Raw genomic sequence first — 23,983 nt, 5'->3', positions numbered from 1 at the left:
CGACTGCGACCGGAGCATCTGCCATCGGAACGGGTGCGCGGGGCGCGTTGCTCACCCGTCGGCTGCGTCGCCGTACCGTTGCGACGACGATCCCGTCGCTGCCGGACGGCGAGCCGGCGCCGCTGTCGTTCGCCCAGGAGCGGCTCTGGTTCATGGACCAGTACCTGCCCGGCAGCCCGGCCTACACGATCCCGGTCGCACGCAGGCTGCGCGGACCGCTCGACCCCACCGCGTTGGAGGCCGCGCTGGCGCAGGTGGCGGCGCGGCACGAGCCCCTGCGTTCGCGCTTCCCGGCCGCTGCCGACGGGACGCCGGCGCTGGTCGTCGACGGCGCCGTCCCGCTCGACACCGCTGAGGCGCCGGACGTCGAGGGCGCCCGTGAGCTGGTCACCGCGTTCCTCGCGGCGCCTTTCGATCTTGCGGTGGGTCCGGTTGCCCGCGCGTTGCTCGTCCGCATCGCACCGGACGATCACGTGCTCGCGCTTGCCGTGCACCACATCGCGGCCGACGGCTGGTCGGTCGGGCTGCTGGTCGGGGAGATCCTCACCGCGCTGTCCGGCGGGATGATGCGGGAGCTGCCCGTGCGCTACCGCGACTACGCCGGCTGGCAGCGTGCGCAGGACGCCGAGCGCGACGTCGACTTCTGGCGGGAGCGGCTCGTCGGGGTGGCGCCGCTGGAACTGCCCACCGACCGTCCGCGCCCGCCGGAGCCGACGCACGAGGGTGCGACGCACCGGTTCACCATGCCGGCGGCGGTCGTCGCGGGCGTCGAGCGGCTGGCGGCGGAGCACGGCGCCACGCCGTACATGGTGCTGCTGGCCGCGTTCGCCGCCCTGCTGGGGAGGCGGGCGCGGCAGCACGACGTCACGATCGGGTCGCCGACCGCCGGGCGTCCCGTTCCCGAGCTGGACGGGCTGGTCGGCTGCTTCACCACGATGCTGACGATGCGCGTCGACCTGGCGGGCGACCCGTCGTTCACGCAGCTGCTGCACCGCGTCCGCGACTCGGCCGTCGACGCGTACGCGCACCAGGACCTGCCGTTCGAGCGGCTGGTCGCGGAGCTGAACGTGCCGCGGGAGGTGTCCCGCACCCCGCTCTTCCAGGTTGTCTTCGCGATGCAGAACTACCGGTCGGGCACAGGTGCGCCGGGGCGGCTCGACGTGGCGGACTTCGGGCCGTCGGTGTGGGCCACCCGGTTCGACCTGGAGCTGTACACTGGCGGCGACGGCGGCTTCCAGTTCATCTTCAACACCGCGCTCTTCACCGAAGCGTCGATCGTGCGGCTCGGTGAGCACCTGACGGCTCTGGTGGCCGGGGCCGTCGCCGAGCCCGGCCGGCCGGTCTCTTCGATCGAGGTGCTCACGCCTGCCGAGCACGCGGATCGGATGGCCTGGAACGACACCGCTCTTGATCTCGGCCCACCGGCGTTGCTGCACCGGCCCGTCGAGGAGCAGGCCGTCCGCACGCCCGACGCGGTTGCGCTCCGGTTCCCCGGCGGGCAGCTCACCTACGCCGAGGTCGACCGGCGTGCGGAGCACCTCGCCGCGCAGCTCGTGGCGTCGGGGGTGCGGCACGGGGATCTGGTGGCGGTCGTTATGGAACGGGGTTGGGAGCAGGTCGTCGCCGTGCTGGCGATCGGCAAGGCGGGGGCGGCGTACCTGCCGGTCGACGCCGATCTCCCGGCGCAGCGGCGGGCGGAGCTGATCGAGCGCGGGGGGTGCGCCGTCGCGGTCGTGCAGCCGTGGCTGGAGCGGCCGGTCGGGGCGACCTCGGTGCCGGTGTATGGGCAGACCGGGTCGCGAGCGCCGGCGGCCGGTTCCCATCCGGACGACCTGGCGTACGTGATCTTCACGTCCGGCTCCACCGGCACGCCGAAAGGCGTGATGATCGAGCACCGGATGGCCTTGAACACCGTCCGCGATGTGAACAGCCGGTTCGGCGTCGGGCCCGCCGACCGCGTGCTCGCGCTCTCGGCGCTGAGCTTCGACCTCTCCGTCTGGGACGTGTACGGCACGCTCGCGGCCGGCGGGACGCTCGTGCTCGGGGCGCCGTCGGAGGGCAAGGACCCGGCCGCGTGGGCGCGGACGGTGGCGCAGGAGCGCATCACCGTCTGGAACTCGGTGCCCGCGCTCGCCGAGCTGCTCGTCGAGCACGCCGAACACGAGGGCACCGACCTGACGTCGTTGCGGCTGGTGATGATGTCGGGCGACTGGATCCCGCCGACGCTGCCGGCCCGCATCCGCGCGCTCGCGCCCGCCGCAGAGATCATCAGCATGGGCGGGGCGACCGAGGGCTCGATCTGGTCGATCGTGCACCAGATCGACCAGATCGACCAGATCGAGCACGAGATGCCGTCCGTCCCGTACGGCCGGCCGCTGGCCAACCAGACGTTCCACGTGCTCGACACCGGCATGTGCGAGGTGCCCGTCGGCGTGCCCGGCGAGCTGCACATCGGCGGCGACGGCGTCGCGCGCGGCTACTGGAACGACCCCGAGCGGACGGCCGCGTCGTTCGTCGTGCACCCGCGGACCGGCGAGCGGCTCTACCGCACGGGCGATCTCGGCAGGTACCACGACGGTGGCCTGATCGAGTTCCTCGGGCGGGTCGACGCGCAGGTGAAGATCCGCGGCTACCGCATCGAGCTGGGTGAGATCGAGGCGCACCTGCAGCGGCATCACGACGTCGAGGAGTGCGTCGTCGCGACGCACGGCAGCGGCAATGCGGCCACGCTCGTGGGTTACGTCGTGGCGTCGGGGTGCGGCCCGGACCCGGTGCGGCTGCGCGCGCATCTCGCTGCGGCCCTGCCGGCGTACATGGTGCCGTCGCGGTTCGTCGTGCTGGAACGGTTGCCGCTGACCGCCAACGGCAAGGTCGACCGCGCGCGCCTGCCGGCGCCCGAGCAGGCGCCTGCGTCAGGGCGGACCACGCCGAGCACGGCGACCGAACGCCTGCTCGTCGAGGCCTGGGAGCACGTGCTGGAGCGGCCGGTCGGCGTCGACGACAACTTCTTCGACGCCGGCGGGCACTCGCTGCTGGCGATCAAGGTTGTCGCCCGGCTGCGCAGGCTGCTGCCGGAGGGCGCGGCGCCGGTGGCGGTGATGGACCTGTTCACGCACCCGACCGTGCGGGAGTTGGCGGCGCACGTCGACGGATCGGAGCGCGGGCCGCGGGGTGTGCTGCACCGGCTCACGCCGGCGCGGGGTGAGCCGGAGCTGACCTTCGTCTGCGTGCCGTACGGCGGCGGGAGCGCGATGGTCTACCAGCCGCTCGCCGACGCGCTGCCGGCCACACACGCGTTGTGGTCGCTCGCCATCCCCGGGCACGACGTCGGCATCGACGAGGAGCAGCAGCCGCTGGAGGTCGTCGCGGCGCGGTGCGTCGAGGAGATCCAGGAGCGGATCGCCGGGCCGGTGGTGATCTACGGGCACTGCGGCGTCGGGTCGGCGATGGCCGTGGAGATCGCGACCCGGCTGGAGGCCGCCGGCCGGGCGCCGGAGGCCGTCTACATCGGGGCGATCTTCCCGTTCGCCCGGCCAGGGCGCGGTGGCGTTGCCGCGCTGGCCCGGCTGGCCGGGATGGACTACCTGCGCAACGACCGGAACTACGCGAACTGGCTCACGTCGATGGGCCTCTCGATGGGCGACCTGGACCCGGCGCAGGCGCGGCAGATCGTCCGCAACACGCGCCGCGACACCGAGGCGGCCGAGGAGTACTTCACCGGCCTGTACGAGAACGGCGCCGCGCGGTTGCGGGCGCCGGTGATCAGCGTCGCGGGCGAGCGCGACCCGTCGTCGGAGTTCTACGAGGAACGCTTCCGCGAGTGGCACCACCTCACCGACACGACGGCGGCTGTCGTGATCGAGGAGGCCGGGCACTATTTCCAGAAGTACCGCGCCGCCGAGCTTGCGGAGATCATCACGAGCACGCACGTGGCGCTGCGCTTGGGAGCGACCGCGGAGCTGGGCGGCGCCGGCTGGCGGTTCGTCGGCAGCTCGACCGGGAGCAGCACCCCCGCGCAACGACGGGCGGACCCGAGCATGCGCCGCTTCCTCGCGGTCGCGGCCGGCCAGCTGATCTCCATGACCGGTTCGGCGCTGACCGAGTTCGCGATCCCGATCTGGATCTACCTGACCACCGGCTCGCTCGCCCAGTTCGCGCTGTTCGCCGTGATCGGGCTGGTACCGGGCCTGCTGGTGGCGCCGCTCGTGGGCGCGATAGTCGACCGCTCCGACCGGCGCACCGTGATCCTCTGCGGTGACGTCGCCGCCGGCGGCACGCAGCTCGTGCTGGGGGTGCTGCTGTGGACGGGCAACCTGCAGATCTGGCACATCTACCCGCTGCTCGCCGCGCTGTCGGTCGCGCTGACGTTCCAGCGGGTGGCGTACTCGTCGGCAACGGCGCAGCTCGTCCCGAAGCGCTACCTCGGGCACGCCAACGGTGTGGTGCAGCTCGTCGGCGGGACCGCGCAGCTGATCGTGCCGCTGGTGGCCGTCGGGTTGATGGCGGTGATCGGGCTTGCGGGCATCCTGATCATCGACGTCGTGAGCTACGCGTTTGCGATCGCCGTCGTCGCGTTCGTGCGGTTCCCGCGGACCATGGCGTGGCGGCGCAAGGAGTCGGTGCTCGCCGAGATCGCCCACGGGTTCCGGCTGAGCTGGGGCAACCCCGACTTCCGCGCGATGCTGGTGTTCTTCGCGGTGCTGAACATCTTCCTCTCGCCGCTGTTCTTGATGATATCGCCGCTGGTGCTCTCGTTCGGGACGCTCGACGACGTCGCCGTCGTCTCGTTCCTCTCGGGCGCCGGGTTCGCGGTGGGCGGGCTCACGATGACGGTGTGGGGCGGGCCGGCACGGCGGCGGATGCGAGGGGTGCTGCTCGCGACGCTGGTGCTCTCGGCGTTCTGCCTGGTCACCGGCCTGCGCGCAGAACTTTGGGTGATCGCGGCCGGCGCGTTCGGGATGGCGCTCTCGCTCTCGCTGCTCAACGGCACCTACGCGACGATCGTGCAGACCAAGGTGCCACAACGGTTCCACGGGCGCGTCTTCTCGCTCAACACGATGATCGCGTGGTCGACGCTGCCGATCGGGTTCGGGCTGGTCGCGCCGTACGGGGCGGCGGTGGCGGAGCCGCTGCTGGCGCCGGACGGGGTGTTGGCGTCGAGCGTCGGTGCGGTGATCGGCGTGGGGGAGGGGCGGGGCATCGGGTTGCTCTACGTCGCCTTCGCGTTGTGCATCGCGGTGCTCGTCGTGGTGACGCTGCGGCGCAGCCGGCTGCGGTGGTTCGACGAGACGGTGCCGGACGCGGTGGCGGACGATCTGGTGGGGCTCGCGGCGCTGGAAGGCAGGTCGACGCCACACAGCTGATGGTGTGAGGTGCGAATTCGGCGGCAGAGCGACCAGTTTTGCGGTCGGGCGGTGTCAAATCTTTCGAGAGAGAGGAGACGCCATGCTGGAGATGCTTGCCGCGGCGCGCGCAGGGGATGGCGAGGCGTTCCGTCTGCTCGTCGAGCCGTACCGGCGTGAGTTGCAGGTGCACTGCTACCGCATCCTCGGCTCGGTGCAGGACGCCGAGGACGTGCTGCAGGAGACGTTGCTGGCGGCGTGGCGGGGGATCGGCGGCTACGAGGAGCGCGCGTCGGTGCGTACCTGGCTCTACCGGATCGCCACCAACCGCTGCCTCAACGCGCTGCGGGGAGGCTCCCGGCGGCCGCCGGAGCAGCTGGCGGCCTACCGATCGGAGGTCCCGTTGCCGGAGCCGACGCGCCGCAGGGCCGAACCGAGCTGGCTCGAGCCGTACCCCGACGTGCTGCTCGACGAGCTCGTCGACGACGTGCCCGGGCCGGAGGCGCGCTACGAGTCGAGGGAGTCGGTGTCGCTGGCGTTCCTCACGGCGTTGCAGCAGCTGCCGGCGCGGCAGCGGGTCGTGCTGGTGCTGCGCGACGTGCTGGGCTTCCGCGCCGCCGAGGTCGCGTCGATGATCGGCGCGACCGAGAACGCAGTGAACAGCGCGCTGACCCGCGCGCGGAGCACGCTGGCGCGCGAGCTCCCGCCCGCCGACCGGGAGCGGGCGCCGTTGCCGAACTCGCCGCAGGAGCGGCGTGTCGTCGACGGGTTCGTCCGCGCCTTCGAAGCGGGCGACATCGACGGGGTCGTCGCCATGCTGACCGACGACGCGTGGCTGACGATGCCGCCGCTGCCGCTGGAATACCACGGCGTCGACGACGTCCGGCACTTCCTGGAGACCGTCGCCATGCGCGGCTGCTTCCGGCACGTGCTGGTGCCGACCCGGGCGAACGGGCAGCCGGCGTTCGGCTGTTACCTGCGCGACCCGCGGACGCCGATCCTGCACGCGCACGGCGTGATCGTGCTGACCTTGGAAGGCGACCGGATCAGCACGCTGACGCGCTTCCTCGACAACTCGCTGCTGAGCAGCTTCGGTTTCCCGCGCTCGCTGCGCGACTGAACGTCTGACCTGGAGATTTCGTGAACCATAAGGTCGAGCCGATGACGCATGCCCAGAAATGGGTGCTGGGGCTCGCGTCGCTCGCGTCTTTCATGATGTCGCTGGACGCCCTCGTCGTGACCACCACGCTGACGACGATCAGGCACGATCTGGCGGCATCAGTCGAGTCCCTCGAATGGACCGTCAACGCCTACAGCCTGACGTTCGCGGTGCTGCTGCTGACCGGTGCCGCGCTCGGCGACCGGTTCGGGCGGCGCCGGATGTTCGGCGCCGGGCTCGCCGTCTTCACGGTCGCGTCGGTGGCCTGCGCGCTCTCCCCGACGATCGGGGTGCTGATCGCGGCCCGCGCGGTGCAAGGTGCCGGCGCGGCTCTGGTGCTGCCGCTCTCGCTCACCCTGCTCAGCGCGGCGTTCCCGCCGCAGCAGCGGGGCCGGGCGATGGGGCTGTACCTGGGTCTCACCGGGCTGGCGACGTTCAGCGGCCCGTTCATCGGTGGTGCGATCGCCGACGGGCTGGCCTGGCAGTGGATCTTCTGGCTGAACCTGCCGATCGGGGTCGTCGCGATGCTGCTCGCTGCTCGCCGGATCGCGGAGAGCGTCGGTCCGAACACCCGCTTCGACCTCGGCGGAGTGCTGCTCGTGACCGCCGGTGCGTTCGGCATCGTGTGGGGTCTCGTCCGGGGCGGCGCGGCCGGCTGGGGCAGCGCCGAGGTGCTGGGCGCGCTCGTGCTCGGTGCCGCGCTGGTGGTGGCGTTCGTCGGCTGGGAACGGCGGACGGCGACGCCGATGCTGCCGATGCGGTTCTTCGCGCTGCGGGCCTTCGCGACGGCGAACCCGGCCAACTTCTGCGTGTTCGCCTCGCTGTACGGCACGCTGTTCTTCCTCGCGCAGTACTTCCAGACCGTGCTCGGGCAGGGCCCGCTCGGCGCCGGGCTGCTGCTGATGCCGTGGACGGCGACGCTGATGGTGTGCGCGCCGATCTCCGGCCGGCTGGTCGACCGGTTCGGCGAGCGGACGTTCGTCGTCGGCGGGCTCCTGCTCCAGGCCGTCGGCATGGGCTGGATCGCGCTCGTGACCAGCCAGGGTGAGCACAGCACCGGCACCGGCTACCTCGACCTGCTGCCGGGGCTGATCGTCGGCGGCGTGGGCCTGACCATGGCCATGCCGGCGGCGCAGAAGGCGGTGGTCGGGGCCGTGCGGCCGGCGGAGGTCGGGCAGGCGTCGGGCGCGTTCATGATGCTGCGGATCCTGGGCGGTGTCTTCGGCGTCGCCGTGTCGGTCGCCGTCTTCGCCGGTCTCGGCGGGTACAGCTCGGTCGCGGAGTTCACGACGGGCTTCACCGCGGCGATGGGTACGGTCGCGGTGATCGCGGTCGTCGGCATGATCGTTGCGCTCGGCATGCCGAGCCGGCGGCCTGCCGCACCGCCGCCGGACCACGCCCCTCCGATCGCACAACAACCCAACCTGGAGGCCATCGATGGCTGATGTGACGGATCTGAAGGCGCAGGCCGAGCGGCTCCGCGAGCTGCACACCGGCGAGATGCTGGTGCTGCCCAACGTGTGGGACGCGGCGAGCGCGGCGGTCGTGGCCGATGCGGGCTTCCCCGCGGTTGCGACGGCCAGTGCCGCCGTCTCGCAGATGCTCGGCTTCCCCGACGGCCAGGGCGCGCCGTGGCAGGAGATGTTCGCCGCGGCGGGACGGGTCGCGGGTGCCGTCTCGGTGCCGGTGACCGTCGACGCCGAAGGCGGCTACGGCATGCAGCCGCGCGAGCTGGTCGACCGGTTGCTGGAGATCGGCGTGGTCGGCTGCAACCTGGAGGACACCGACCACTCCGCAGGCGGGCTCCTCGACGCGGAACCGCACGCCCAGTGGCTCGCCGACGTCCGCGCGGCGGCCGACGACGCGGGCGTCCCGATCGTGATCAACGCCCGGGTCGACACCTTCCTGCCCGGGCGCGTCGACGAGGCGGACCGCGTGGCGGAAGCGGTCCGCCGGGGCCGGCTCTACCGCGAGGCCGGCGCCGCCTGCATCTACCCGATCGGCGTTGGCCGCAAGAGCGACATCACCGCTCTTGTCGCCGAGCTGCCCGGCCCCGTCAACGGGAACACCGGCAACGAGCTCGACCTCGCCACGCTCCGCGAGATCGGGGTGGCTCGGGTGTCGTACGGCCCGCGCTTCTACCGGACGGCGCTGGCGGACTTCGCGTCCGCGGTCCAGAAGCTCCGCACCTGAACGACAACTTCCCCACCGTTCTGGGCACATGCGCGCGTTTTCGGCGCGCATCCACCCAAAACGGTGGGGAAGTTGGGGTGGACGACCCGACGCGCCTCCCGGCCTGCATCGCATACGATGTTCGCGAACGAGGGAGGCGCATGGAGCCGGAGCTGATCTGGATGCGGCCCGAGGTCTCCGGCGTCGGGCGGCCGCCGAGCCGCAGCCGCGCCGAGATCACCGAGGCCGCGGTGCGGCTGGCCGACCGCGACGGGCTCGCCGGCGTGTCGATGCGCCACGTGGCCGCCGAGCTCGGCACCGGGGCCGGCTCGCTGTACCGGTACGTCGACAACCGCGACGACCTGCTCGACCTGATGGCCGACCACGTCTACGCCGAGTTCCAGCTCGGCGAGCCGTCGGGCGACTGGCTCTCCGACCTCGTCGCGCACGGGCTGCAGGCCCGCGAGATCTTCCGCCGCCACCCCTGGCTGGCCGAGCTGGTGCTCACCAGGCCGGTGGTCGGTCCGAACGGCATCGACGTGACCGAGCACTTCCTCGCCGTCCTCGCCGACCACCCCGCCGCCGACGGCGACAAGATGGTCGCGATGGCGATGCTCAACTCCGTGGTCGCAGCGGCGGCGCAGGCCGAGGCGTCGCCGGCCGACATGCTCCGCAGCGCTCGGTACATCGCCCATGTCGCGGCCGCGGGCAAGCATCCGCATCTCGCGGCGCTGGATCTGGCGCCCGACGGCGGCGACCCGCTCCCCGGTGCGCTGCGTCGGATCCTGGCCGGCTTGCTGGCTAAGTAACGCTCGGCCGGTCGGCCAACCAGCGCCAGGACCCGTCGGGCTGACATCGTGCGATCTCCGCCGTCGCCCCTCCGCCGGGCAAGCGTGACGACGTCAGCGCGATGTCGCCCACCCTCAGCGCCGGCCACTGCCGCCCGGCGCTGAACACCGGCTTCGTGCTGATCAGCGCCGCATAGAACGCGCGGATCTCCGCGGCGCCACGCGCGGTGCCGCCATCGGGCGTGGCCAGTACGGCATCGGGTTCGTACAGCTCGACCAGCCCGTCGACGTCGTGCGTGTTGACCCGCTCGATGAAGAGCCGGCTCAGGTCCTCCGGTTCGCCCGCCTTCTCCACGCGAGCTGTCTACCAGCGGGGACCGACAGGATCCGGGCGTGCTCTGTTGGGCGGTATGACGCAGGTCACATCCTGAGTACCGTGGTGGGCTTCTCGAAGCTCCAAACCCCCGTTGAGGAGTCCGCCATGACCAGGATGAAGATGGACTGCCGCACCATGCCCAGCGAGTCGGGTTGTTCGCTGGTGATCGTCGGGGAGCCCGAGGAGGTGCTGCGCGCCGCGGCCGCCCACGCCGTCGACGTGCACGGGCACACCGACGACGAGGCGCTGCGCGACGGGCTGCGCTCGATGCTGACCGAGGACGCCGATGCCACGCTGGAGCCGGGCACCTTCCTGCAGCTCATCGCGTTCCGGACGCAGCACGCCGACGAGATGGAGGCGCTCGGTGACGAGTGGGCCGCGGCCATCGGGGCGGACCGCACCGCGCAGTGGGGTGCCGTCGGCGCCGACCGCAACGACCCGGGCCGGTATGTCGAGGTGGTCGCCTTCCCCGACTACGAGTCGGCCATGACCAACTCGAAGCACCCCGCCACCAGCGCGTTCGCGGCCAAGCTCGCCGAGCTGGCCGAGGGCGACGCCGAGTTCACCGACCTCGACGTCCACTCGGTCCGCCGCTGGTGAGGCGCGCCGCTAGAGGAGGTTCATGCCCCCGGCGAGGACGATCACCTCGCCGGTGAGGTAGTGGCTGCCCAGCACCCCGGCGACGAGGTCGGCGACGTCGTCGGGGCGGGCCGGGCGGCGCATCGGCGACGTCTCGTTCCAGCGGGTGCGGGCGTCGTCCCAGTCGCGGGTCAGCGGCGTGTCGACCAGCCCCGGCGCGATCGCGTTGACCCTGACGTCCGGTCCGAGGGCCGCGGCGAGCAGCGCAGTGACGTGGTTGAGCGCCGCCTTCGTCGCGGCGTAGGGGATCGACGCGCCTTTGGGACGGACCCCCGCCCAGCTGGTGATGTTGACGATGTTCCCGCCGCCGGGTGCCGGCGACGTGCGGAGGGCGGGCCGCGCTGCCGTGCAGAGGATCCACGGTGCGATCAGGTTGACCTCGAGCAGCCGGCGCCAGTCGGCGGGCGTTGCGGCGGCCAGGTCGGCATGCGGGATCGGCCAGCTGATCCCGGCGTTGTTGACCAGCACGTCCAACCGTCCGTAGGCGTCCAGCGCGTGCTGGACCAGGCCTTCCGTTGCCGACTCGTCGGCGAGGTCGGCCTGCACGTAGGTGCCGTCGAGCTCCTCGGCCAAGCGGAGACCTTCGTCCCGGCTGCTGCGCGAATGCACTACGACGGCGGTTCCGTCGGCGGCGAGCCGGCGGGCGATTGCTTCGCCGATGCCGGAGGTCGAGCCGGTCACCAGTGCGACGGGGCGTTGCGACTTCATCGGTCGATGATCCCAATGCGCGGGGACCCCTCCCCGACCGACCGTGCTCCCCTTCGCACCGGTCGAGGGGGGAACGGAAATGTGGATCCGCAGCATGTTCGGGCGTGGGGTGGCCTGTGGGGTCGGCGTCGCCGCGCTCCTCGGACTGGCGGGCTGCGGCTCGGCACCGGCCCTCACGGCCGCCACGCCGGCCGTGTCGACGAGCGAGCGGGCCGCTGCGATCGTGCGGCCCGCCGTGGTGCGGATCGGTGTCGAGGTCACCGGCCGGGTCACCGACCCGGCCGGCGTCGCCGTCAACGGCGGTCGCCCGATCACCGCGAACTACCAGTGCACCGCGTTCGGGGTGGGTGCCGACGGCTACCTCGGCACGGCCGGGCACTGCGTCGACCGGGGCGATCCCGCGGCCCTGCAGTCCGTGCTGGTCCACTTCTGGCTGGCGACGGCGGTCCTGGGCAACGGTCGGGAGCTCTCGGAGGAGGCGATCGAACGCGAGGCGGCCGGGTGGACCTCGGAGATCATGCAGACCCGGGTGACGGTGGAGTTGGGTCGAAGCTCGCCCAGCGTGCCGGCGGAGGTGGTCGAGGTGGTCCCGATCCGGGCGGGTGACGTGGCGTTGCTCAAGATCGACCAGCCGGGGCTGCCCGTTCTCGAACTGGGGACCGACGACGACGTCCGCCCCGGTGTGCCGGTGCTGAGCCTCGGCTATCCCGGGATCAGCGAGCCGGATCCCACCGTCGTGGCCCCGGAGCCGACGATCACCGACGGGCAGATCAGCGCGCGCAGGACCGTGCAGGGCCAGCCCTTCTACGAGTCGACGGCCATGTTGTTCCGTGGGATGAGCGGTGGCCCGACGATCACCCTCGAAGGCCGGGTCGTCGGGATCGGGTCGTTCTTGCGGGAGGACGGCGCGGCGGGGATCAACTTCATCGCGCCGAGCACGACCCTCGGCGCCCTGCTCGCGAGGCACGGCGTCCGCAACGAGCCGGGGCCTGACGACGCGATCTACCGGGCGGCGCTCGACGACTACTTCAGCGGTCGCTACCGGAGCGCCCTCGACCGGTTCGCAACCCTGTCACCGGACGCCCTGCAGTCCACCTACGCCGTGCCTTTCACGAATGCGGCGAGGCGCCACCTCGCGAACGGCGACACCCCGCCGGCCGGCGGATCGTGGTGGCTCGGGCCCGGTCCGGTGCTGGTCCTGGCAGCGATGAGCGTCGCCGGAGGCATGACGGCCGTTGTCGTGATCGCGGTCGGCCGGTCGCGGCGCCGCAGAGCGACCGCCGGCGCCATGACGTACCCGATCCGGCCGGGCTACGGCCCGCCGCCGATGCAGGCCGGACCGTTGCCGGGGCCGTTCCCAGGGCCGTTCCCGGGACCGTATCCGGGGCCGCCCCCGTCCATGCCCATCCCCATACCGATGCAGGCCGGCCCGCAACCAGGCCCGATGCCCGGGCCGGTCACCACGCTGCCCGTCGTGCGGCAGGAGCCGGCACGGTGCACCGCATGCGAAGCGACCCTCGACGCGGCGTCGGCGATCTGCCTGCGGTGCGGGAAGCCACGCTGACCGTTGCGGGGCGCACTGGGAAGGGCAGGAAAGCCACTTTCCTGCCCTGTGAGGGCCGGAAAGTGGCTTTCCTGCCCTCGCGTGCGGAACGCACGTGCGTGCCGGCCCCGGCGGGGGAGGTTGCGTCAATCCCCAGTCACCGTCGCCATCGAGAGCTCCCAGAACTCGGCGTAGCGGCCGCCGCGGCGCAGCAGCTCGTCGTGGCTGCCGGCCTCCACGACCCGACCTCCGTCGACGAAGGCGACCTGGTCCGCCCGCCGGACGGTCCGCATCCGGTGCGCCACCATCACGACGGTCCGGCCGGCCATCAGCCGCTCGATGCCGTCGTGCACAGCGGCCTCGTTCACCGGGTCGAGCGCGGACGTCACCTCGTCCAGCAGCACGATGGGCGCGTCCTTCAGCAGCGCCCGCGCGATCGAGACCCGCTGCCGCTCGCCGCCCGAGAGCAGCGCGCCGCCCTCGCCGACGTTCGTCGTCCACCCGCCGGGCAGCCGCGCGACCACCTCGTCCAGCCGTGCCGCGGTCGCCGCCGCCCGCACCTCGGTGTCGGTGGCGCTCGGACGGCCGAGGCGGACGTTCTCCTCGATCGTCGCGTCGAACAGGTAGACGTCCTGGAACACGATGGACATCCGCGACATGAGTTCCTCGGTGCTGATCACGCGCACGTCCACCCCGCCGACCCGCACCGCGCCGGCGTCGACGTCGTAGAACCGCGCGAGCAGCTGCAGCAGCGTGCTCTTGCCGGCACCCGACGGCCCGACGACGGCGAGCCGCTGCCCGTCCGGCACGGAGAGCGAGACGCCGTCGAACACCGTGCGGTCGCCGTGGCGGAAGGTGACCGACTCGAACTCCAGGCCGTTGCCGAGTGGTGTGACGGGGTCGACGGCCTCCGGCAGCGGCTCGGTGCGCAGCACCGCGTCGAGCCTGACCAGCTCGGAGTTCGCGCCGCGCAGCTTGCCTCCGATGTCCGAGAGCGACAGCAGCGGGTCGGCGCAGCGGGCGGCCAGCACCAGGATCGTCAACGTCTCCGCAACACCGATTGTCCCGCCGAGCGCGAGGTACGTGCCCAGCACGAGCAGCCCGGTGAAGGCGGCCTGCACCGTGAGCGTCAGCCCCAGCGCGCCGGGGATCGCCGCGACGACCTGCCGGCGCGACGCGCGCGCGACCTCCTGCAGGGAGTCGTCGAGCAGCCCGAAGCGCTCGCCGGCGCGCCCGCCGGCCCGCAGCACCGGCTGGGCCTGCAGGAACTCGATGACCCGGCCGGTGGCCTCGTGGTCGCGCCGGTGCCTTTCCGCGTCGACCGCCGCCGTCGAGCGTGCGGTCCGGACCTGGATCACGGCGACGACCGGCGCGGCGAGCAACGCCGCCAGCCCCATCTGCCAGTTGAACGCGAGCATCACCGCGACGATCGTCAGCGGCGTCACGAGCGCCGCGACGAACGGGGCCAGCAGGTGCGCCGCGACGCCCATCGCCGCCAGCAGCCCGCGGCTGGCCAGCACCGACACCTCGCCGACCCGACCGGCGGTGTACCAGCCGATGGGCAGCCTGGCCAGGTGATCGCCGAGCCGGTGGTACATGCCGCGCAGCAGCGTCGTCCCGACCCGCATGCCGGCCAGGTCGCTGACGTAACGCAGCACCGCGTAGCCCGCGACCGCCGCCCCGAACGCCACGAGCCACGGCCAGGCGTCGGCCGGCGCGCTCCCGAACAACGCACGCAGGACGGGCACCAGAAGGGCGTACGACAGCCCCTCGGCGATCGCGGTCACGGTCATCAACGCCACCGTGCGCCGCATCGGCGCGGCGTACTCGTGGCCCAGCACGCGCAGCAGCATGCGGATCATCGGGGATCGGCTCCGATCGCTTGGTTGGACCGCCAGAAGGCGGCGAACGCCCCGTTCCGGGCGAGCAGCTCGGCCGGCCGGCCGCTCTCGACGACCGACCCGTTCTCCAGCACCACGACGGTGTCGGCGTCGACGACCGTCTCCATGCGGTGGGCGATGACCAGCACCGTCCGATCAGCGCGGTCGCCCTGCAGCGTCGACAGCGCCTGGCGCACCGCCAGCTCGGTGTGCGGGTCGGCGAAGGCGGTCGCCTCGTCGAGCACCAGGACGGGGGTGGCGGCGAGCAGCGCACGGGCGATCGCGATCCGCTGCGCCTCGCCGCCGGAGAGCTTGACGTCGTCGCCGAGCACCGTGTCGTACCCGCGGGGCAGCTCGAGGATCCGGTCGTGGATGTTCGCCAGCCGGGCGGTGCGGACCACGTCGTCGGGCTCGGCGTGCGGCACGGCCAGCGCGATGTTGTCGGCCACCGACGCGCGCAGCAGGCGGACGTCCTGGAAGACGAACGAGACCGCGTCGTAGAGGTCGCCCGCGCTGATCTCACGGACGTCGACGCCGCCGAGCACGACCGAGCCGTGGGTGGGGTCGAAGAACCGCGGCAGCAGCTGGACCAGCGTCGACTTGCCGCTGCCCGAGGGACCGACGACCGCGGTGACCGTTCCCGGCTCCAGCACCAGGTCGATCCCCCTGAGCACCTCGTGGTCGGCTTCGTAGCCGAACCGGACGCCGCGCAGCTCCACCCGGTGCCCCCGTGGCGCGACCGGATGCGCGGGTTCCGGCAGCGCCGGGACCGCCAGGACGTCCTGGATGCGCCCGACCGCGCGTCCGGCGGCCTGCAGGTCGTCGAAGCCGTGGCCGAGCGCCGCCACCGGAGCCGTCAGGCCGAGCCCGAGCAGCAGGAACGGCAGCAGGTCGGCCGGTGCCATGCCGCCGGACGTGATGAGCGCCGCACCGCCGATCAGCACCACCAGCAGCACGAAGGGCGGCGCCAGCGCCAGCTGCATCCCGGCGGCGATGGCAGAGACGCCACGCACCCACCGGTAGAAGGTGTCGAGGAACTCGTCGGCGGCGGTGATGAACCTGCGGTGCGCCCGCCCCGCCCCGCCGAACGCCTTGACCACCGCGATGCCCTGCACGAACTCGACGACGGAGCTCGCGATCCGGCCCATCGCCGCGTCGAAGTCCTGCTGCTCGCGCGTGCGGCGCGGGGTCATCAGCAACGGGACGTGCGCCACCGCCAGCACCACCGGGATCAGCGTGATCAACGTGAGGCGCCAGTCGACGGTGAGCAGGTAGCCCAGCGACACCACCGGCACGACGAACGCGGAGACGAGCTCGCCGGGGGCGTGGGCGATGAACGGGTGCACGGCGCTGACGTCCTCGCCGACCACCTTCGCCAGCTCGCCCGTCCTGCGTCGGGAGAACCAGCCGAGCGGGACCCGACCGAGCTGCGCGGCCAGCTGCCTGCGGAACGACAGCTGCACCGTGCTGTCGAGGACGTGCCCGATCCCGGCGGCCGTCGCCGTGAACAGCAGCCGGACGAGCAGGCCGATCGCGCCCACGATCACGACGGTCCAGATCCGGCCGTGGTCGACCGGGTCGGGCGAGAGCAGGGTGCGTCCCAGCTCGACGACGGCCAGCAGCGGCGGCAGCCCGGCAACGGCACCGATCACCTGCAGGACCACAACAGCGGTGAAGCTCCCGAGGTGGGCGCGCAGCAACGCGTTCACGTGCCGCTCCGTCCTGGCGCGCTCGGTTCGAGCGATGCCGGCACGTCCGCGCGGCGCAGGACGGTCAGCGCGACCACGACGGCGGCCAGCAGCAGCGCCGCGCAGAGGCTCAGCCCGAGCGCGTAGCCGGCGCTCAGGCTTTCGACGGTCGCTGCAGGTCCGGCGCGGTGTGCGGCCGCGGTACCCAGCGCGGCGAGGCCGAGCGAGGCGCCGATCTGGCGGGTGCTGTTGAGCAGGCCCGACGCCGTGCCGCTCTCGTGGGCGGCGACGCCCGTGGTGGCGACGGACACGAGCGGGCCGAGGCAGAGCCCGAACCCGACGCTGGCGATGATCGAGGGCGCCAGCACGTCGGCGACGAACGTGCCATCGGGGCCGATCAGGCCGAACCAGGCGAACCCCGTCGCGGTCAGCAGCCCGCCCGCGGCCAGCAGCGTCCGCGGCGCCACCCGGTAGCCGAGCTTCACGGCGATCACGGCGCCGGCGATGACACCGAACGCGAACGGGAGCAGCTGCACCCCGGCCAGCGCGGGCCCGGCGCCCACCACCCGCTGCAGGTAGAGGGAGACGAAGTAGAACGCCGAGGCCATGGCGGCGCCGACCAGCAGGTTGAAGAGGTTCGCGCCGAGGACGGACCGGTTCGCGAGCAGCCCGAGCCGCACGAGCGGGTCGCGGGTGGTGCCCCGCTCGACGAGGACGAACGCGGCCAAGAGCCCCACAGCGACGGCCAGCGTCGTGACGGTGATCGGCGACGCCCAGCCGTACTGGTCGGTGCGCACGACTCCGAACACCAGCAACGTCATGCCGGCCGTGGCCAGCACGGCGCCGAGGACGTCGGGGCGGCCGTCGCGGACCGGGGGAGCGGTGTCCGCCACGCCACGCCAGGCCAGCGCCAGCGCAACGGCGGCCATCGGCACGCTCACGAACATCACCCAGCGCCAGCCGGCGTACTGGGTCAGCAGGCCGCCGACCAGCACGCCGAACGCGCCACCGGCGGCGTTCGTCGCGCTCCAGATGCCGAAGGCCTTCACGCGGGCCTTGCCGCTCGGGAACGTCGAGGCGAGCAGGGCCAGCGCGGCCGGGGCCAGCATCGCCGCGCCGACGCCTTGCGCGGCGCGTGCGGCGATCAGCTGGGCAGGATCGGTGGCGAAGCCGCCGAGGAGCGATGCGAGCCCGAACAGCCCGAGCCCGAGCAGCAGCACGCGCTTGCGGCCGTAGCGGTCGGCGGCCTTGCCGCCGAGCAGGAGCAGCCCGCCGAAGGTGAGGGCGTAGGCGTGGATCACCCAGGTCAGGCCGGCCGCGCTGAAGCCGAGGCCGGCCGCGATCTCGGGAAGTCCGACGTTCACGACCGACAGGTCCAGCGACACCATGAACTGCACGACAGCCACCACGGCGAGCGTCTGCCCCGGCCGCGGTGCGGAGTTTTGGTACATGTATGAAAAGTAGCGCCGCGACCGCCCGCTTGTCGAGCGCGATCGTTGGGGGACGATGAGGTGGTGTCCCGCGCCAACACCTCACCCGCTGCTCCGGCAGCGCCCGATCCGCCAGCGCCCGATCCGCCAGCGCAGCCCGGCCGCACCGGCCGGCCGCCGCGGACGTCCCGCGCGGAGATCCTCGAGGCGGCCCGCCGGATCATCGACCGGGACGGGTGGGAGAAGCTGACCATCCGCCGGCTGGCGTCCGAGGTCGGCGTCGGGGCGATGACGATCTACCACCACGTGCGCGACCGCGAGGACCTGCTCGTCCAGCTGATCAACGACCTCACCGACCAGATCCCGCGCCCCCAGCTGCCCGCCGACCCGCGCGACCGCATCGTCGTCGTGGGCGTCGCGGTGCACGACGCCCTCGCAGCCTGGCCGTGGGCGGCCGAGGTACTCACCACCGACGGCTTCCTCAGCCGCGTCGGCGATTCGGCGCTCTGGCTGGTCGAGACGATCGTGGCCGCGGCGATCGAGGGCGGCTGCACGCAGGAACAGGCCGTCGTCCTCTTCCGCAGCTTCTGGTTCTACACCGTCGGCGAGATCCTGGTCCGGGCCAACTCGGGCCGCCGTCGCGCGGACGGCAGCCGGCCCGCCGGCCGCGACACCATCTTCAGCAGCCCCGACCCGTCCATGAACGCCCTCGACCCGGCCCAGCAACCGCACCTGGCGGCCATCGGCGACGAGTGGGGCCCCATCTCTGCGCGCAACTCCTACCCACAGGGGCTGCGGGCGCTCGTCGACGGGCTGTTCGCGCAGGCGGCGGCGGAGAACGCGGGTGCGCGCTGACCCGGCCACCGTCCGCGACATGGAACCTTGTGGCGGACGTGCAACGTTGTAGACCAGTCACAGGGTTCCATGTGGCGCTCGATGAGCCGTTTCGTGCAGCCCGCCCGACCCCAATGCGGCCGACCTCGACAGACTCGACGTCGTATGGCTGTGCAAGCTCGCCGAGCGGCAGATGCTGCGCGCCAGCTTCGTGCCGCCACCCGCTATCGAGTAGATCTCATGACGACGCGGACGGCGGAGAAACAGCGAGCCGAGAAGCTGCTCGAAGACGCCCAGATCAAACTCTCGGTCGTGGCCAGCGACATCTTCGGAGTATCAGGCCGGGAGATGATGCGCGCGCTGATCAGTGGTCAGCGCAACCCCAAGGTGCTCGCACAGCTGGCCCGCGGCCGGATGCGCCCTGAGATCACCGTCCTGGAAGAGGCGTTCACCGGGCACTTCACCGACAACGTCACCCTCGAACCAGCCCACCCAGCCGCCCGTCCCCGACCTCCTTTTCGGATCAGCCACTTTCCTGGCATCGCCGTGCCCACCCGTGCGGCGTGGGGACGGTCGTTCTAGCGGCTCGAACCGTGCCTCGGGTGGTGGTCGAGCACCCGCGTGAGCAGCTCCTGGAGCGTGTTGCGCTCCTCGGTCGAAAGCGGCGCCATGAGGGCGTCCTGCGCGGCATCGATCCTGGTATCGAGGTTCGTCAGGAGCGCGGTGCCCTCGGAGGTCAGTTCGACGAGCATCCGGCGGCGGTCCTGCTCGTCGCGCACGCGCGCCACGAGTCCACGCTCGTCGAGGTCGCCCAGCAGCGCGTGCATGTCGCTGCGGTCGATGAGCAGTCGCCGCCCCAGCGACGCCTGGCTCGAGGCGCCGCGCTCGGCGAGCGCGCTGATCACGGCGAAGTGCTGCCTGCGAAGGCCTTCGGCTGCGAGCGCATCGGCGACGAGCCGCCCGGCTGCCGCGGCGACCTGCCCCACGAGCCAGCTCGGCAGCCTCGTCAGCCGACCCGGCGGGTCGTAGTCGGATCTCGCTCCCGATTCGTCCATCGCAGCGCACCCTACATGTGGGGCGTCCAACGTTGACGTGTCCAACGATCGTGCTTACATTGGGCAAGCCAACGTTGGCTCTCTCAACGAATTGAGGATTCGTGATGACCCTGCTCCAGCAGATCGGCGACCGGCTCGCCATCGCGGACCTGATCACCCGGCTCGGCCTGATGCTCGACAGCAAGGAATTCGGCGAGGTGCACGCCGTCCTCGCGCCCGACGTCACCGTGCGAACCCCTGGCGGTGCCGCCGCCGGCATCGACGCTGTGCTCGCGCAGGCCCGCCGCAACCACACGGTGCGCACCCAGCACGTCATCAGCGACGTGCTGGTCGACCTGGACGGCGACCGCGCGGTGGCCGGCGCGAACCTGATCGTCACGTTCGTCCCGGAGGTCGAAGGTCCGGACTCGCGGCTCACGCTCAACGACCAGGACGTACCGGACGGGCGGCTCACGCTCGGCGAGCGCTATCGCTTCGGCGCCGTCCGGGGCGACCAGGGCTGGCGCCTCGACTCGATCGAGGTGAACCGCATCTGGAGCACTCAGCCGGTGCCGGCCGGAGCGCGAGTGGCTGCCGGCGGCTGACCGTCCGGCTCGACCTCGAGGCGTCCGCTGGAGGTGCGGACGATACGCCCCCGCTCGAACTGGAAGACCGACCAGCGCTGCGTGGAACGCCAGATCCAGACAGTGGCCACCACCGCTGCCAGCGCGACCGCGGCCGTGCCGGCCACCCGCAGCCACGTCGAAGGGGGCACGTCACCCACTGCCGCCGTGACCCCTTCGACGGCGTCCGCGACGGCCGCGGCGACGAGGACGAGCGCGAACACCGAGAGCCATCTGAAGTCGCGGTGGAGCGAAGGGGTGGCCGACCGGAAGGCGCCGAGGTCGGACGACGCAGCCAGCGCGAGCATCGCGCCGCTGGGTGTCCGGCCACGGTCCGGGTCGATCGGGCGTGGATCAACCGTTCCGGCTCGGGCCCGGGGTTGGGGCCGGGGTCGGGGCTTGGGCTCGGGCTTGGGGTGGGTTCGGGCGACCGGGTGCCCGGCGTCGAACCGGAGCGCCAGCAGGGCGAGCCCCAGGCACGCGAGGGAGAGGACCCCGAACAGCACGGTCCCGGTGACGGCGACGCCCTCGATCCCCTTCCCATCGACGACGGGCACGGCGACATGCCGCACCAGAAGCGTCCCGCCGACGAGCGCGCTGATCCAGCATCCCGTCCAGAAGGCCCCCACCGCGTTGTCGGTGGCGTACTCGCGATCCCGCCACGTCCCGACAGCGGCGAATCCGAGCCGGAGCGCGCCGAACCCGAGCAGCCCGACCACCACGACGGCGTCGAAGCCTCGGACCTCGCCCGCTCGGAACAGGGCGATCCCGCCGGCGAGTAGCGCTGCCGCGACGGCGGCGTACGTCGCTGCGAGTGATGTGGCCGCTGCCCGCCTACCGGTCGAAGGATCGTCCATGTCCGCTATGACCCGCGCGGCAGCGGTTCCGGATGGTCGATCGGAGTCGAATGTGACCGTCCTCATAGTGGGTCCCGATCAACGTGAATGGCGCTGTGCGCTCGTCGTGAATGCGGAGCACACCTGGTCGGGACCCCTCCCGGAGTGATCGTGCGAGATTCGTCCCGTCGCCGTCACCGCAACTCCATCGGAGAGCCGTTCAGACCATGCAGGAATTCCTCTCGACCGCTTTCGGCTTCCCGACCGTCGTGTTCGGTGTGCCGTTGGTGCTCGTGGTCGGGTTCTGGTTGGTCGTCGCGTTGGGCGGAACCGATGCGGACGCATTGGAAACCGATGCGCTGGAGACGGATGCGGCAGGGCTCGGCGGACTGCTGTCGAGCCTGGGGCTCGGCGGCATTCCCGCCACGATTTCGGCCTCGGTGTTCGTCGCGCTGTCGTGGTTCGCGAGCCTGGCGGCTTCGTCGCTGGTCGACGGCATCACGACCGACGCAACGAAGATCGCGGCGGGGGTCGGCACGCTGGTGGTCGCCGTGCTCGTCGGGTGGCTGGGCACGGTGCTGGCGGTGCGGCCGCTGCGGCGGGTGTTCGCAGAGGGCAGGCCCGCATCGCGGGCCGACTTCGTCGGTCGCGTCTGCGTGATCCGCACCGGCCGGGTCGACGTCGACTTCGGCCAGGCCGAGGTCACCGCGGCCGACGGTTCCACCGCGATCGTCCAGGTCCGCCAGACCGGCGCCGACTCCTTCGCGGCCGGCAGCCTCGCCGCGATCTATTCCTACGACGAGGACGGCGAGTTCTTCTGGATCGTCCCGATCACCGGCGCCGGGGGCGCCGCGAAAGCGCATCCGGTCTGAGCCGTTCGGCCGGACCTGAGGGGGGTACCGAATGAATACGATATCGACGGGGCTGATCGTGCTGATCGGCGTGCTGCTGGTCGTGCTGGTCGGCACGCTGTTCATGATCAGTCGGTTGTTCCGCAAGGTCGAGCAGGGCAAGGCGCTCATCATCTCCAAGGTGAAGAACGTGAACGTCACGTTCACCGGGGCGATCGTGCTGCCGGTGCTGCACAAGGCCGAGACGATGGACATCTCGGTGAAGACGATCGAGATCGGCCGAACCGGCAAAGACGGCTTGATCTGCCGGGACAACATCCGCGCCGATATCCGGATCACCTTCTTCGTCCGTGTCAACAAGACCGTCGAGGACGTCATCAAGGTCGCGCAGGCGATCGGTACCGCACGGGCCAGTGACGAGAGCACCCTGCAGGTGCTGTTCAACGCGAAGTTCTCCGAGGCGCTCAAGACCGTCGGGAAGCAGCTGGAGTTCATCGACCTCTACACGAAGCGCGACGAGTTCCGCGACCGGATCATCCGGGTGATCGGGACCGACCTGAACGGGTACAGCCTCGAGGACGCCGCGATCGACTACCTCGAGCAGACCCCGATGGCGCAGCTCGACCCGGCGAACATCCTCGACGCGCAGGGCATCCGCAAGATCACCGAGCTGACCGCGATCGAGCACGTGCGCACCAACGAGTTCCAGCGCAACGAGGAGAAGGAGATCACCCGCCAGGACGTCGACGCGCGGGAGGCGATCCTCGAGCTGGAACGCCGCAGGGCCGACGCCGAGAGCAAGCAGCGCCGCGAGGTCGACACCGTGCGGGCGCGGGAGGAGGCCGAGACGGCCAAGGTGCAGGCCGAGGAGCGGCTGAAGGCACAGAGCGCGCACCTGCGCACCGACGAGCAGCTCTCGATCCAGAACGAGAACCGGAACCGGGAGATCGCGGTCGCGGAGAAGAACCGCGAACGGGTCATCGCCATCGAGACCGAGCGCATCGAGAAGGACCGCCTGCTCGAAGTGATCGCCATGGAGCGGGAGACGGGGCTGTCGCGCATCTCCAAGGACCGGGAGCTCGAGACCGAGCGGCGGGCCGTCGTCGAGGCGACCCGTGAGCGGATCATGGTGGAGAAGACGGTCGCCGAGCAGGAGGAGAACATCAAGCGGCTGCGCACCGTCGAGGAGGCGGAGCGCAAGCGCCAGTCGATCGTCATCCAGGCGGAGGCCGAAGCACAGGAAGGCCTGGTCAAGGACATCAAGGCGGCAGAGGCGGCAGAGGCCGCCGCCAAGTTCAAGGCCCGCGAGGAGCTGCTGCTGGCCGAGGCCCGACAGCAGGCGGCCGAGCTCGACACCCGCGCGAAGATCCGGCTCGCCGAGGGGCGGCAGGCCGAGGCCGCCGCCGCGGGGCTCGCCGACGTTCAGGTGCGCGAGCGCAGCGCGGAGGCGGTCGAGAAGGTCGGTCGCGCGGAGGCGGCCGTCGAGCGGGAGAAGGCGCTGGTCGCTGCGGATGCCGTGCGGGAGCGGTTGAAGGGTGAGGCCGAGGGCCTGGTCGAGAAGGCGGCCGCGATGGCCGCGCTCGACGACGCGTCGCGCGGCCACGAGGAGTACCGCTTGCGGTTGGAGATGGAGAAGGAGCTGCGGCTGGCCGGCATCGACGCGCAGCGGGTGGTCGCCGAGGCGCAGGCCGCGGTGCTCTCCGCCGGGCTCGAAGCGGCCGACATCGATATCGTCGGCGGCGACACGGCGTTCTTCGACCGGCTGATCGGGTCCATCTCGCTAGGCAAGGCCGTTGACGGGTTCGTGGACAACTCGCAGGTTGCGCAGGCGCTCGCCGCCCCGTGGCTGAACGGCTCAGCGAGTTTCACCGACGACATCACCCGCGTGCTCGGGTCGCTGGACACCGAGGACGTGAAGAACATGACGCTCTCGGCCGCGCTGCTCCAGATGATCAAGTCGGGTGGACCGAACATCGGCGCGCTCCGGCACCTGCTCGACACGGCGAAGAAGCAGGGCATCGCCGACCTGCCGGTGGGCTCGCTGCCGGTCGAGTTCGTCCAGCCCGCCCAGTGACCAGCC

19 protein-coding genes are annotated in these 23,983 nt (G+C 71.8%); 12 read left to right on the top strand and 7 right to left on the bottom strand.

The window, feature by feature from the left end:
- The first annotated feature begins 47 nt into the window (after positions 1–47).
- The 5 genes from LL648_RS15065 to LL648_RS15045 all read left to right on the top strand — a co-directional run bounded on the left by LL648_RS15065 (position 48) and on the right by LL648_RS15045 (position 9,482).
- Entirely contained in the window at positions 48–5,363 is a 5,316-nt protein-coding gene (locus LL648_RS15065) for a non-ribosomal peptide synthetase/MFS transporter (protein WP_232663170.1), read from the top strand.
- Between the two features lie 82 nt (positions 5,364–5,445).
- Positions 5,446–6,462, top strand: coding sequence for a sigma-70 family RNA polymerase sigma factor (locus LL648_RS15060; protein ID WP_374112045.1), 1,017 nt, complete (start codon positions 5,446–5,448; stop codon positions 6,460–6,462).
- 41 nt (positions 6,463–6,503) lie between these two features.
- On the top strand, positions 6,504–7,946 hold the full coding sequence (locus LL648_RS15055) for an MFS transporter (RefSeq protein ID WP_232663169.1): 1,443 nt from the start codon (positions 6,504–6,506) through the stop codon (positions 7,944–7,946).
- Positions 7,939–8,694 carry an isocitrate lyase/PEP mutase family protein gene (locus LL648_RS15050; RefSeq protein WP_232663168.1) on the top strand — a complete coding sequence of 252 codons (756 nt, stop codon included), beginning with the start codon at positions 7,939–7,941 and terminating at the stop codon, positions 8,692–8,694. Before LL648_RS15055 ends, LL648_RS15050 begins: the two co-directional genes overlap by 8 nt.
- Before the next feature lie 140 nt (positions 8,695–8,834).
- Positions 8,835–9,482 carry a TetR/AcrR family transcriptional regulator gene (locus LL648_RS15045; RefSeq protein ID WP_232663167.1) on the top strand — a complete coding sequence of 216 codons (648 nt, stop codon included), beginning with the start codon at positions 8,835–8,837 and terminating at the stop codon, positions 9,480–9,482.
- On the opposite strand, the gene LL648_RS15040 is transcribed toward LL648_RS15045, so the two are convergent.
- Complete coding sequence (locus LL648_RS15040) at positions 9,475–9,816, bottom strand: YybH family protein (protein ID WP_232663166.1); 342 nt, start codon at positions 9,814–9,816, stop codon at positions 9,475–9,477. The two genes, LL648_RS15045 and LL648_RS15040, sit on opposite strands and share 8 nt — an antisense overlap.
- A 126-nt stretch (positions 9,817–9,942) precedes the next feature.
- Here LL648_RS15040 and LL648_RS15035 point away from each other — a divergent pair, with 126 nt between their 5' ends.
- On the top strand, positions 9,943–10,437 hold the full coding sequence (locus LL648_RS15035; protein WP_232663165.1) for a DUF1059 domain-containing protein: 495 nt from the start codon (positions 9,943–9,945) through the stop codon (positions 10,435–10,437).
- A gap of 9 nt (positions 10,438–10,446) precedes the next feature.
- On the opposite strand, the gene LL648_RS15030 is transcribed toward LL648_RS15035, so the two are convergent.
- The gene (locus LL648_RS15030; RefSeq protein ID WP_232663164.1) at positions 10,447–11,184 is read right to left on the bottom strand and encodes an SDR family NAD(P)-dependent oxidoreductase; all 738 of its coding nucleotides are present in this window, start codon (positions 11,182–11,184) and stop codon (positions 10,447–10,449) included.
- A 79-nt stretch (positions 11,185–11,263) separates the two neighbouring features.
- On the opposite strand from LL648_RS15030, the gene LL648_RS15025 reads away from it, so the two are divergent.
- Positions 11,264–12,748, top strand: coding sequence for a S1 family peptidase (locus LL648_RS15025; protein ID WP_232663163.1), 1,485 nt, complete (start codon positions 11,264–11,266; stop codon positions 12,746–12,748).
- 125 nt (positions 12,749–12,873) lie between these two features.
- On the opposite strand, the gene LL648_RS15020 is transcribed toward LL648_RS15025, so the two are convergent.
- From LL648_RS15020 to LL648_RS15010, 3 genes are read right to left on the bottom strand one after another with little or no spacing between them, the layout of a single operon-like run.
- Positions 12,874–14,589, bottom strand: coding sequence for an ABC transporter ATP-binding protein (locus LL648_RS15020; protein WP_232663162.1), 1,716 nt, complete (start codon positions 14,587–14,589; stop codon positions 12,874–12,876).
- Positions 14,586–16,316, bottom strand: coding sequence for an ABC transporter ATP-binding protein (locus LL648_RS15015; protein ID WP_232663161.1), 1,731 nt, complete (start codon positions 16,314–16,316; stop codon positions 14,586–14,588). The genes LL648_RS15020 and LL648_RS15015 overlap by 4 nt, the downstream gene beginning before the upstream one ends.
- Positions 16,313–17,746, bottom strand: a complete 1,434-nt coding sequence (locus LL648_RS15010; RefSeq protein WP_232663160.1) for an MFS transporter — start codon at positions 17,744–17,746, stop codon at positions 16,313–16,315. Before LL648_RS15010 ends, LL648_RS15015 begins: the two co-directional genes overlap by 4 nt.
- 63 nt (positions 17,747–17,809) lie before the next feature.
- Here LL648_RS15010 and LL648_RS15005 point away from each other — a divergent pair, with 63 nt between their 5' ends.
- Positions 17,810–18,580, top strand: coding sequence for a TetR/AcrR family transcriptional regulator (locus tag LL648_RS15005; RefSeq protein WP_232663159.1), 771 nt, complete (start codon positions 17,810–17,812; stop codon positions 18,578–18,580).
- 219 nt (positions 18,581–18,799) lie between these two features.
- A complete protein-coding gene (locus LL648_RS15000; RefSeq protein ID WP_232663158.1) occupies positions 18,800–19,141 on the top strand; it encodes a hypothetical protein in 342 nt (113 codons plus the stop codon).
- Here the strand turns inward: LL648_RS15000 and LL648_RS14995 are convergent.
- Complete coding sequence (locus LL648_RS14995) at positions 19,138–19,614, bottom strand: MarR family winged helix-turn-helix transcriptional regulator (protein WP_232663157.1); 477 nt, start codon at positions 19,612–19,614, stop codon at positions 19,138–19,140. The genes LL648_RS15000 and LL648_RS14995 overlap by 4 nt on opposite strands.
- 104 nt (positions 19,615–19,718) lie before the next feature.
- On the opposite strand from LL648_RS14995, the gene LL648_RS14990 reads away from it, so the two are divergent.
- On the top strand, positions 19,719–20,198 hold the full coding sequence (locus tag LL648_RS14990; protein ID WP_232663156.1) for a nuclear transport factor 2 family protein: 480 nt from the start codon (positions 19,719–19,721) through the stop codon (positions 20,196–20,198).
- On the opposite strand, the gene LL648_RS14985 is transcribed toward LL648_RS14990, so the two are convergent.
- On the bottom strand, positions 20,156–21,073 hold the full coding sequence (locus LL648_RS14985; RefSeq protein WP_232663155.1) for a hypothetical protein: 918 nt from the start codon (positions 21,071–21,073) through the stop codon (positions 20,156–20,158). The genes LL648_RS14990 and LL648_RS14985 overlap by 43 nt on opposite strands.
- Before the next feature lie 206 nt (positions 21,074–21,279).
- Between LL648_RS14985 and LL648_RS14980 the strand changes: the two genes are divergently transcribed.
- Both LL648_RS14980 and LL648_RS14975 read left to right on the top strand, forming a co-directional pair.
- Positions 21,280–21,924 carry a hypothetical protein gene (locus LL648_RS14980; RefSeq protein WP_232663154.1) on the top strand — a complete coding sequence of 215 codons (645 nt, stop codon included), beginning with the start codon at positions 21,280–21,282 and terminating at the stop codon, positions 21,922–21,924.
- Between the two features lie 31 nt (positions 21,925–21,955).
- Positions 21,956–23,977: a flotillin family protein gene (locus LL648_RS14975; RefSeq protein ID WP_232663153.1), complete on the top strand. Its 2,022-nt coding sequence runs from the start codon at positions 21,956–21,958 to the stop codon at positions 23,975–23,977.
- The last annotated feature ends 6 nt before the right edge of the window (positions 23,978–23,983 follow it).

Source organism: Pseudonocardia sp. TRM90224 (assembly GCF_021245725.1).
In the GTDB taxonomy this organism is placed as follows: domain Bacteria; phylum Actinomycetota; class Actinomycetes; order Mycobacteriales; family Pseudonocardiaceae; genus Pseudonocardia.
This window is presented reverse-complemented; position numbering and strand designations above follow the sequence as displayed.

Bases quoted from the DNA above. Each gene is read 5' to 3' on its own strand.
- LL648_RS15060 (WP_374112045.1), top strand. From the start codon at position 5,446: ATGCTGGAGATGCTTGCCGCGGCGCGCGCAGGGGATGGCGAGGCGTTC.
- LL648_RS15055 (WP_232663169.1), top strand. From the start codon at position 6,504: ATGACGCATGCCCAGAAATGGGTGCTGGGGCTCGCGTCGCTCGCGTCT.
- LL648_RS15050 (WP_232663168.1), top strand. From the start codon at position 7,939: ATGGCTGATGTGACGGATCTGAAGGCGCAGGCCGAGCGGCTCCGCGAG.
- LL648_RS15045 (WP_232663167.1), top strand. From the start codon at position 8,835: ATGGAGCCGGAGCTGATCTGGATGCGGCCCGAGGTCTCCGGCGTCGGG.
- LL648_RS15035 (WP_232663165.1), top strand. From the start codon at position 9,943: ATGACCAGGATGAAGATGGACTGCCGCACCATGCCCAGCGAGTCGGGT.
- LL648_RS15030 (WP_232663164.1), bottom strand. From the start codon at position 11,184: ATGAAGTCGCAACGCCCCGTCGCACTGGTGACCGGCTCGACCTCCGGC.
- LL648_RS15025 (WP_232663163.1), top strand. From the start codon at position 11,264: ATGTGGATCCGCAGCATGTTCGGGCGTGGGGTGGCCTGTGGGGTCGGC.
- LL648_RS15020 (WP_232663162.1), bottom strand. From the start codon at position 14,589: ATGATCCGCATGCTGCTGCGCGTGCTGGGCCACGAGTACGCCGCGCCG.
- LL648_RS15010 (WP_232663160.1), bottom strand. From the start codon at position 17,746: ATGTACCAAAACTCCGCACCGCGGCCGGGGCAGACGCTCGCCGTGGTG.
- LL648_RS15000 (WP_232663158.1), top strand. From the start codon at position 18,800: ATGACGACGCGGACGGCGGAGAAACAGCGAGCCGAGAAGCTGCTCGAA.
- LL648_RS14995 (WP_232663157.1), bottom strand. From the start codon at position 19,614: ATGGACGAATCGGGAGCGAGATCCGACTACGACCCGCCGGGTCGGCTG.
- LL648_RS14990 (WP_232663156.1), top strand. From the start codon at position 19,719: ATGACCCTGCTCCAGCAGATCGGCGACCGGCTCGCCATCGCGGACCTG.
- LL648_RS14985 (WP_232663155.1), bottom strand. From the start codon at position 21,073: ATGGACGATCCTTCGACCGGTAGGCGGGCAGCGGCCACATCACTCGCA.
- LL648_RS14980 (WP_232663154.1), top strand. From the start codon at position 21,280: ATGCAGGAATTCCTCTCGACCGCTTTCGGCTTCCCGACCGTCGTGTTC.
- LL648_RS14975 (WP_232663153.1), top strand. From the start codon at position 21,956: ATGAATACGATATCGACGGGGCTGATCGTGCTGATCGGCGTGCTGCTG.